The organism is Herbidospora mongoliensis (assembly GCF_001570545.1).
Classification (GTDB): domain Bacteria; phylum Actinomycetota; class Actinomycetes; order Streptosporangiales; family Streptosporangiaceae; genus Herbidospora; species Herbidospora mongoliensis.
In genome coordinates, this window is sequence record NZ_BBXD01000045.1 from 1 (window position 1) to 3,873 (window position 3,873).

The following is a 3,873-nucleotide window of genomic DNA, read 5'->3' on the forward strand; positions in this document are numbered from 1 at the left end:
TCGTGGCGGGCCTGGGCCAGGGGAATACCGGCGAGGGCGGCGGCGGCGTAGGCGTCGATGTCGGTACCCGGATGCAGGCCCAGGTAGCGGAACAAGCGCTGCCGCAACGGGTGCAGGTGCCGATAGGACATCTCGAACGCGGCGGCCACCGCCTGGTTCCCGGCGGCCAGTTCGGTGAGCCGGTCCTGGGCGGCGGCGAAGTCGGTGGTGAAGCGGGCCAGGTCCCAGGTGGGGTGGTGGGCCAGGCGGCTGGCGAGCAGGGCGATGGCCAGCGGCAGGTAGCCGCACAGCCTGGCCAGTTCCGTCACCGCGTCGGCGTCGGTGCCGCTCGGTGCTCCACGGTGGGCCAGGCGGGTGAACAGCTCGGCGGCCTGATCGGGCGGCAGGGTGTCCAGGGCGAGGGGTTCGGCGCCGTCCAGGGCGATCAGGCGGCGGCGGCTGGTGATCAGGACCAGGCACCCGGCGGCCCCGGGCAGGAGCGGCTCGATCTGGGCGTGGTCGGCGGCGTCGTCCAGGACCAGCAGTACCTTCTTGCCAGCTAGGCGGTCGCGCCACCGTTCGGCCCGTGCCCGCACGCTGTCGGGGATCTCGTGGGGAGACATGCCGGTGCAGGCCAGTAGGTCGGCGAGCACGTCGGCGGGGTCGGCGGGGCGCGCTCCCACGGTGTGGGTGTTGAGCTCGACGAACAGCTGCCCGTCGGGGAAGGCGTCGGTGAGCAGGTGCGCGGCGCGGGTGACCAGTGCGGTCTTGCCCACGCCGGGCATGCCGTCGACGGTGTGGATGGCCACCACCCCGGATGCTTTCGCGGCGGCGGCGATGAGTTGCCGCAGTTCGGTGTCGCGGCCGGTGAAGGCCACCACGTCCCGTGGCAGGGTGCGCGTCACCGTCACGGGAGCCGGCAGCGGGCCGGTGTAGAGGTCGCGGCCAGCGATGAACTGCTGGGCCTGGCCGTCGGCGCGGGCCTCGATGTGCACTTGGGCGGCTTCGGGCTCGGTGCCAGGGCTGCTCATGGTCCGGTGATGTGCTGGTCCCGGCCAGCGATGAACTGCCGCGCCTGGTCGTGTGCGTGGGCGTTGATGACGATCTGCTGAACCCGGGCCTGCTCCGCCGCGGGCAGGGCGGGGGTCAGGTGCTCATCCAGCAGGTGCTGCAGCTGAGGGCCGATGTCGGGGTCCTCATTGAGCAGGTGCTGCAGCCGCAGCCGCCACACCCCGGCCAGGGCCTGTTCGGTATCGGAGTCTGCCCGCTCGCGGGCGGCCAGCACCTGGGTCTGAGTGGTTTCCAACTCGGCTTGCACGGCATCGGCCTGCTCAGGGCGGACTTTGCGCCACCAGGCCACCACTGCGGTACGACTCTGCTGCCAGGCGTCGGTGGCCATCGCCCCCACCAACGCCGTCACCGCCGCCAGCACGATCGGATCCATCCAGCACTCCCTTTTGCGGACAAACCCCGAGAACATCACCCTACGTGCTGTGCCGGACGTGCAAGCCGTCCTTACCGCTCAGCGCCCAGCCGATCAGTGCGAGCAACCCGGTCACGCACGCCACGCCGACCCACCAGGTCAGCGCGTACCGCCACGGACCGCCCCACCTCGCCATGACCAAATCCTGCGCCATCCCACCTCAGCACAACCGCTGGGGGAACGAACCGTGACCAACCTGGATCGCTGGGTGCGTGTATGAATAACGACACCGTCGAACACGCGCGGCGGGTCTGCGCCGCCCAGGTGCGGGCTGTCGGATCGAACGTCGATCCATGGCGGTCGCTGCGCGGGAAACTTGTGGCGGCGGGCCCCAAGCTGCGCCCGGAAGGCCGCTCCGGTCGACCGCGCTACTTCGATATCCGTCTATTTGATAGTGCCCAAGTCAGCGAGGGGCGCCGCTATCAAATAGCGCTGCGCCAGACAGCTGCTGTCTGGAAGTGGTCTACCTGATAGCGCGCAACTGCACTTGATAGCCAGTTGATACCGACGCTGAGGCAGTTGATAGCGTAGCCCGCTGCTTCGGGGCTGGACAGTGACATCCTCGTGAGGTCCGGCCTGTACTAACCCCCCGTCGGTGGATCCCGAAGGCCTCCGCTGCGGCCGCCACGGGTCGGCGCCGCCCACTCCACGCGATGACCGACGCCTCTACCGCAACCAGCCTCCCAGGTTCGCGCCGGGCGCTCTGCTATGAGCTCGCGGTCTGAGGACGGTTCGGTGACGACGGCCTCACACCACCGGGCGGACGGCTGGAATGGAGGACATGCCGTTACCGCGCCCATTCCGTCGTCGCGCTTCTCGTACTCCAGTAGTGTCCGCGTTCGTGCCGCCGCCTGCGCTACGGACCCCCTGGGCAGCAGCCTGGTGGATCTCCTTGGCTGTGATCCTGGTCGGCGGCGCGGTGAGCGGCACGTTGTGGTGGCTGTTAACTGACCTGGCCGCCCAGACACCGCCAGTTCCCACTCCGGCAGGGCAACCTGCGGCGGGCAGTGCCCGTGGGGAGATGCTGCGCACCGCCCTGGCCGCCGGCGCGGGCATCACCCTGGCGCTGGCCTTCCGCCGCCAGCGTCACCAGGAGATCAGCACCGCGCACACTACCCACGACGCCACCGAACGCCGCGTCACCGACCTGTACACCAAAGCCGCCGAACAACTCGGCCACGAAAAGGCCGCCGTCCGCCTGGCCGGCCTGTACGCGCTGGAACGCGTGGCCCAGGACAACCCCGGCCACCGGCAGACCATCGTCAACGTCATCTGCGCCTATCTGCGCATGCCCTTTACGCCATCCGCACCGGCCGACCCCGAACAGGAACGCAAGCAAGCCCTGCGCCGGGCCCGCCGCCGCACCCGCACACCCAGCACCGCCACCGACACCCCCACGGCCGCCGGAAGCGACCCCGAGGGCGAACGCCAGGTCCGCCTCACCGCCCAGACCATCCTGACCGACCACCTCCGCGACACCCGAACACCCGGCCGACGCGAAACCCGCAAACCCGCCAGCTCCCGTCTCTGAGAAGACATGACCATCGACCTGACCGGCGCCACCCTCATGAACTTCAACTTCAGCAACTGCCACGCCACACAGGCCCGGTTCGGCGGGGCGACCTTCACCGGGACCGCCGTGTTCGGCGGGGCGACCTTCACCGAGAACGCCCAGTTCGGTGAGGCGACCTTCCACCGGGAAGCCGGATTCGGCGGGGCGACCTTCACCGGGAACGCCGGGTTCATGGGGGCGACCTTCACCGGCGCCCAGTTCGTCGAGGCGACCTTCACCGGGGACACCGTGTTCAACGAGGCGACCTTCAACGGGACCGCCTGGTTCGATGGGGCAACCTTCACCGGGAACGCCGAGTTCAGCGGGGCGACCTTCGGCCAGCCACCACGCTGGCCGAAGGGATGGCGGCTGGAGGTCACCGGGGAGAAGGCGCGTCTGGTGAGGCCGGCGGGCTGGCGGCCGGGTCTCAGGACGGCTCGTGAGCACTGGCTCGCGATTCGGTCATTACGGCATGAGTCGGGCCTGCATAATTCGGTTTGAGCTCGCGTTAGGAGGACGGTTCGGTGACAGCGTCCTCGCGCGGCCGGGCGGTTGGCTGGAATGGGAGACATGCCCTTACCGCGCCCATATCGGCGGCGGTTCCCAGGTCGGCGGCCCGCCAGACCGCCAGCAGCACTAGCACCGCGGCGGCCAGCGCCGCCTGCCCGCCACCATGATCAGGAACCGCCGCCGCGCCCTGCCGTCGCCCGCCATATCCGCATTGTCCCGAGCAACTCAGCCCCTGGCCCCAGCCGACATCTAGAAGGCCGCTGAAGATCTTGTGTTCTGGCCTCGTTCTTTCTGGACGGAGGCCAGAGTGGTTGACATGCAGGGTGAGTGGGCCGGAGACCTCATCGGA

General features: G+C 69.5%; 6 protein-coding genes. 3 read left to right on the forward strand and 3 right to left on the reverse strand.

The window, feature by feature from the left end; genetic code table 11:
• The 3 genes from AW272_RS40120 to AW272_RS45875 form a co-directional block, all read right to left on the reverse strand.
• A partial coding sequence (locus AW272_RS40120; protein WP_245657981.1) for an NB-ARC domain-containing protein occupies nt 1-1,010 on the reverse strand: 1,010 nt, incomplete at its 3' end.
• Nucleotides 1,007-1,423, reverse strand: a complete 417-nt coding sequence (locus AW272_RS40125; protein ID WP_066376582.1) for a hypothetical protein — start codon at nt 1,421-1,423, stop codon at nt 1,007-1,009. The genes AW272_RS40125 and AW272_RS40120, both read right to left, overlap by 4 nt.
• Before the next feature lie 40 nt (nt 1,424-1,463).
• A complete protein-coding gene (locus AW272_RS45875) occupies nt 1,464-1,598 on the reverse strand; it encodes a hypothetical protein (protein WP_275527355.1) in 135 nt (44 codons plus the stop codon).
• Between the two features lie 80 nt (nt 1,599-1,678).
• On the opposite strand from AW272_RS45875, the gene AW272_RS43005 reads away from it, so the two are divergent.
• The 3 genes from AW272_RS43005 (at nt 1,679) to AW272_RS40135 (ending at nt 3,515) form a co-directional block, all read left to right on the forward strand.
• Nucleotides 1,679-1,933, forward strand: a complete 255-nt coding sequence (locus AW272_RS43005; protein ID WP_157519390.1) for a hypothetical protein — start codon at nt 1,679-1,681, stop codon at nt 1,931-1,933.
• Between the two features lie 421 nt (nt 1,934-2,354).
• A complete protein-coding gene (locus tag AW272_RS44675) occupies nt 2,355-2,993 on the forward strand; it encodes a hypothetical protein (protein ID WP_218011244.1) in 639 nt (212 codons plus the stop codon).
• 6 nt (nt 2,994-2,999) lie between these two features.
• On the forward strand, nt 3,000-3,515 hold the full coding sequence (locus tag AW272_RS40135) for a pentapeptide repeat-containing protein (protein ID WP_066376579.1): 516 nt from the start codon (nt 3,000-3,002) through the stop codon (nt 3,513-3,515).
• Nucleotides 3,516-3,873 lie beyond the last annotated feature (358 nt).

Coding starts and splice junctions, on each gene's coding strand:
- AW272_RS40125 (WP_066376582.1), bottom strand. CDS start 1,423: ATGGATCCGATCGTGCTGGCGGCGGTGACGGCGTTGGTGGGGGCGATG.
- AW272_RS45875 (WP_275527355.1), bottom strand. CDS start 1,598: ATGGCGAGGTGGGGCGGTCCGTGGCGGTACGCGCTGACCTGGTGGGTC.
- AW272_RS43005 (WP_157519390.1), top strand. CDS start 1,679: ATGAATAACGACACCGTCGAACACGCGCGGCGGGTCTGCGCCGCCCAG.
- AW272_RS40135 (WP_066376579.1), top strand. CDS start 3,000: ATGACCATCGACCTGACCGGCGCCACCCTCATGAACTTCAACTTCAGC.